This window comes from Methylobacterium sp. B1 (genome assembly GCF_000333255.1).
Taxonomy (GTDB): Bacteria; Pseudomonadota; Alphaproteobacteria; order Rhizobiales; family Beijerinckiaceae; genus Methylobacterium; species Methylobacterium fujisawaense.
On record NZ_BACT01000778.1, the window covers coordinates 1 to 4,274 of the forward strand.

Sequence of the window (4,274 nt, forward strand, 5' to 3'; positions counted from 1 at the left end):
ACCGCCGCGACGTCCACGGGTTCACCGCCGGCGGTGCCGGGGGCCGACGGGGTGGACGAGGCGCTCGTGCCGGTCGTGCCGCCGGAGGGGGCGGGGGCCGCGTCCGCGCTACCCCCGCCGAACGGATGGAGGATTTTGCTGACGATGCTGCCGAGAAGGCTCATGGATCCGCTCCGATGATCGAGGCCCGATCTCCGCACCGGGCGGCCATTCAACTGGCTGTGAGGCCGGGCGTTCCGAGACTCGGCGGGGGCCGGGCGATCAGATCGGCTTAAAGAGGGCGCCGACGAGCGCGGCCCGCTCCTGCGCGAGCGTGCCATGCGGGCCCGGTTGGCCGACGCGGCCGTACCAGTAGCGCGCATTGCCGTCATCGCCCTCGATCCGGTGGAGATGGGCGTGCACCCAGGCGGCATCGGGCCCGGCGGCGTCCTGAACGAGGCGGTGGGCCCGGTCCCAGGCGGCAGAGGCGGGTCCGGACGGATCGTGGGCGAGCCACCAGAGCGCGGCGAGCGGTGCGGGCCAGCCGGGCGGCGGCTCGGGCGCCGAGAGTGTCGCGGTGAAGGCGGCGGGCAGGCTCTCGGTCACGGCTCTCTCCCTCCCGTGCCGGTTCAGCGGCCGGCGGCGCGCTCCGGCAGCCAGCGGCCGCGGCGCTGGCGGGCGGACCACGCGTAGCGGGCATCGCCGTCGAGGCAGTCGAGATGGTCGGCGAGGCGGTTGCGTTCAAGCCAGGACAAGGCCGCCTCCAACTCGGGCAGGGTCATGGTCGCACGCCCCTTGCCGAGGACGCGCTTGAGCACGGCGTTGTACCGGTGGGCGAGGTTGCCGCCGCGGGGCACCCGCAGGGACGTCTCGTCCTCGACCGCCTGGGCCGCCACCGCGGCGGCGAGCCCCTGGCGCAGGGTCCGCTCGGTGATGGACGGCGGTTCGGGCGCGGGTGTCGTGGGGACAGGCTCGGGCAGGCGGGGGCGCAGCAGGGCGTAGCGCAGCCCGATCGCGTTGCTCTCCAGGGGCGTGATCCCGGCCGGCTCGTCGTCGCGCCAGCGGGTCCGCTCGGGCACGATGGCGCTCGCCGGCCGCTCGCGGGGCGGCCGCACGCTGCTGCCCTGCTCGGAGCGCGAGAGGCACTTTCTTCACCGCGGCATTGCGGCGCGCCAGTTCCAGCGGGCCTTCCTCCTCGCCGACGGCATGGAGGTCCTCGGGGCCGACCTCGCCAACGGCCTGCTGTCGATCGATCTGGTCCGTCCGGAACCGGACCGCATCGTGCGCAAGATCGATATCGGCGCCCGCGGCTGAGACCGATTGATTGGACGGCGCGGATCCCCACATCAGTAAGGAGCCGCCGAAGCCTTCAGGATCGGCGGCGGACGCTCTGCCACCCCAGGAGGGCTTTGATGACCAATCTGAACCCGTCTCCGTTGACCCCGGCCGATCTCGACCCGGCCGATTTTGCGCCCGCCGATCTCGCGGCCTTGGGCGAGGGTCACATCGCCTATGTCCGGCCCATCCGGTCCGACGAGGTCCGCCGTTTCTTCCCACAGGCGCCCGAGCTGTTGCCAGGCCTCGATCTGTTTGCCCTGCTCTCGGCGAGTGGCGCACCGATCATGCTCGCCGATTCGCGGGACGTCGTCCTGGCGAATGCGGTCGCGCAGGACCTGCAGCCGGTCAGCCTCCACTGACCGCTCCGGCCGAGGAACCGGTCAGGCGATCTCGTCCACTGCGGCGACCAGGCGCGCGATGTCCTGCGGCCGCGACAGGCGGTGATCCCCGTCGGCGATGAGCGTCAGCACGGTGCCCTCGGCCGGCAGCCGGCCGAGGATCTTCAGGGCGTGGGTGTAAGGCACATCGGTGTCCCGCATGCCCTGGAGGATCTGGGCCGGGCAGGCCGGATCGACCGTGTCGCCGAGCATGCAATGGCGCCGCCCGTCGTCGATGAGGTTCAGGGTGATCGGGTCCGGTTCGACCCGTAGTCGCTGGGCCTTCGCAAGATGCCGTCCCGGATCAGCATGGCGCGGGCCGCCTCGCCGAGGCGGTTCCAGATCAGCTCTTCGGTGAAATCCAGGGCCGGGGCGATGAGCACGAGACCGGCGGTCGCCTGACCTCCGTTCGCCCGGTCGCGGGCGGCCAGGCAGGCGATCCATCCCCCCATCGACGAGCCGACGAGAATCGGCGCCTCCGTGGCGTAGGCGGCCAGGACGGCCTGCGCGTCCTCGAGCCACGAAGAGATCGTGCATTCCGTGAAGGTGCCGCTCGAGGCCCCATGCGCGGCATAATCGAAGCGGATGAGCGTGCGGCCCCTCTGCGAGGCCCAGGCATCCAGCGCCGTCGCCTTGGTGGCCGTCATGTCGGAGCGGAATCCGCCGAGCCAGACCACCGGTGGACCGCCCCCCTGACGCACCCGCACGGCGATGCGCCGGGCGGCCTCGCCCGTGCCGACGGTGAGGAACTCGGGGCCCATATCCGACATCGTTCTCTCCGATATCCCTGTCTCGACGTGGAAGAAGTCCGGACCTGAACGGTTCGGCTTCAACTCTCGTTTACCGGACCGTAAAGCCCGGCGGCGATGCTGGATCAATGGTAGCGAGCATTTGGCAGATACCGGTCGGGGGCCTGCGCGTCCTCGCCGATGGACCGCGGACGGGCGAAGGTACACACGCCTTGTCGGGTTTTCCCGCGGAAGTCGGGGCCCTTGCGGGCGCTCGCGTCCTGCAGATCATTCCCGAACTCGACGCCGGGGGCGCCGAGCGCACGACCGTCGATGTCGCGGGCGGCCTCGCGGCCGTGGGCGCTCGCGCGCTGGTGGCGACCGAGGGTGGACGGCTCGTCGGGGAATTACAGGCCAAGGGCGGCCACTGGCTTCGCTTCCCGGCCGCCGCGAAGAATCCGGCGCTGATGGCCGTGAACGTCCTGCGGCTTATGGCCCTCTGCCGCCGCGAGCAGGTGCAGATCATCCATGCCCGCTCCCGTGCGCCCGCTTGGGTCGCCCTCGGAGCGGCGCGCCGGCTCGGCCTGCCGTTCGTCACCACCTATCACGGCAGCTATTCCGGCCGGACCAACGTCAAGGTTCTGTACAATTCGGTGATGGCCCGCGGCGACGTGGTCATCGCCAACTCGCACTACACCGCAGACCTGATCCACCGGCTGCATGCCGAGCAGGCTGGCGACCGCGTGCGGGTCATCCACCGCGGCACGGATCTCGGCGTGTTCAACCCGGTCGCCGTCGGCGCCGTACGGGTCGAGGCGCTGCGCCGGAGCTGGAACGTCGCGCCGCACGAGCGCGTGATCCTGCTGGCCGCCCGCCTCACGGCCTGGAAGGGCCATCGGGTGCTGATCGAGGCGGCCGCGCAGATGCGCGACCGCGGCGTTCCCGATCTGGCCGTGGTCCTGGCGGGAGACCCTCAAGGACGCGCCTCCTACGAGCGCGAACTCGATGCGCTGATCGCCGCCCGCGGGCTCGAGGGTATCGTCCGGCGGGTCGGTCACTGCACCGACATGCCGGCCGCCTTCCGGGCCGCCTCGGTGGTGGCGGTGCCGTCCGTTGAGCCGGAGGCCTTCGGCCGTTCGGCCGTGGAGGCGCAGGCGCTCGGTACACCGGTGGTGGTGTCCGATCTCGGGGCCGTACCGGAAACCGTACTGGCGCCGCCGGAGACGCCAGCGGGCCAGCGCACCGGATGGCGCGTCCCGGCCGGCGACGCGGCCGCGCTCGCCGCATCCCTGACCGAGGCCCTTTCTCTCGGCGCCAGCGCCCGCGACGCCCTCGGACGGCGGAGCCGTGCGCATGTCGCGGCGCATTTCTCCCTCGAGCGCATGGTCGGCGACACGTTGGCGGTCTATGCGGGGCTGCTCGGCCGCTTGCCCTGAGCGGCCGGCTGACCCGGAAAGCGGACCGAGACGCCGCGGCCGATTATTTTCGGCACCGCGGCTTCAGGCGGTTGACTCTGGTCGCGGTTCCACCAACGTTGTACGTCCGGAAGAGACCGGGGCGGCAGGCGGCCAGGAGATCCTTCTGGGAACCGCCGTTTCGCCGTTGCAGCAGGAGACCTAAGCCATTCGTAGACCGATGAGAGCCATGCCGGCCCCGCAGAAGGACGGGCCGCGCGCCAACCGCGACATTCGCGGTGTGCGGGAAGTGCAGCTGATCGACGATACCGGGCAGAACCGCGGCGTCGTCCCCTTCTTCGACGCCCTCAATCTGGCTGAGGAAGCCGGTCTCGATCTCGTGGAGATCGCGCCGAACTCCGTGCCGCCCGTCTGCAAGCTGCTCGATTACGGGCGCT

The 4,274-nt window shown here is 71.3% G+C and carries 5 protein-coding genes and 2 pseudogenes; 4 read left to right on the forward strand and 3 right to left on the reverse strand.

Going from position 1 to position 4,274, the window contains the following annotated elements; all coding sequences use genetic code 11:
• Window positions 1-261 precede the first annotated feature (261 nt).
• Both I53_RS22565 and I53_RS22570 read right to left on the reverse strand, forming a co-directional pair.
• Window positions 262-585 carry a hypothetical protein gene (locus I53_RS22565; RefSeq protein WP_043354921.1) on the reverse strand — a complete coding sequence of 108 codons (324 nt, stop codon included), beginning with the start codon at window positions 583-585 and terminating at the stop codon, window positions 262-264.
• Window positions 586-608: 23 nt separating this feature from the next.
• Entirely contained in the window at window positions 609-1,058 is a 450-nt protein-coding gene (locus tag I53_RS22570; protein WP_251982408.1) for a hypothetical protein, read from the reverse strand.
• 52 nt (window positions 1,059-1,110) lie between these two features.
• Between I53_RS22570 and I53_RS22575 the strand changes: the two are divergent.
• Together I53_RS22575 and I53_RS22580 are read left to right on the forward strand one after the other, a co-directional pair.
• Window positions 1,111-1,293 (forward strand): annotated as a pseudogene (locus I53_RS22575) (Hsp20 family protein); the annotation flags it as partial.
• Between the two features lie 98 nt (window positions 1,294-1,391).
• Window positions 1,392-1,676, forward strand: coding sequence for a DUF1150 domain-containing protein (locus tag I53_RS22580; protein ID WP_043354930.1), 285 nt, complete (start codon window positions 1,392-1,394; stop codon window positions 1,674-1,676).
• Window positions 1,677-1,697: 21 nt separating this feature from the next.
• Here the strand turns inward: I53_RS22580 and I53_RS22585 are convergent.
• A pseudogene (locus tag I53_RS22585) lies at window positions 1,698-2,464 on the reverse strand (alpha/beta hydrolase).
• 107 nt (window positions 2,465-2,571) lie between these two features.
• Between I53_RS22585 and I53_RS22590 the strand changes: the two are divergent.
• Both I53_RS22590 and infC read left to right on the forward strand, forming a co-directional pair.
• Window positions 2,572-3,858: a glycosyltransferase family 4 protein gene (locus tag I53_RS22590; protein ID WP_236961350.1), complete on the forward strand. Its 1,287-nt coding sequence runs from the start codon at window positions 2,572-2,574 to the stop codon at window positions 3,856-3,858.
• Between the two features lie 208 nt (window positions 3,859-4,066).
• Window positions 4,067-4,274, forward strand: a 208-nt coding sequence (gene infC / locus I53_RS22595) for a translation initiation factor IF-3 (RefSeq protein ID WP_043354926.1), incomplete at its 3' end; no start/stop codon positions are given.

Bases quoted from the DNA above. Each gene is read 5' to 3' on its own strand.
- I53_RS22580 (WP_043354930.1), top strand. From the start codon at position 1,392: ATGACCAATCTGAACCCGTCTCCGTTGACCCCGGCCGATCTCGACCCG.
- I53_RS22590 (WP_236961350.1), top strand. From the start codon at position 2,572: ATGGTAGCGAGCATTTGGCAGATACCGGTCGGGGGCCTGCGCGTCCTC.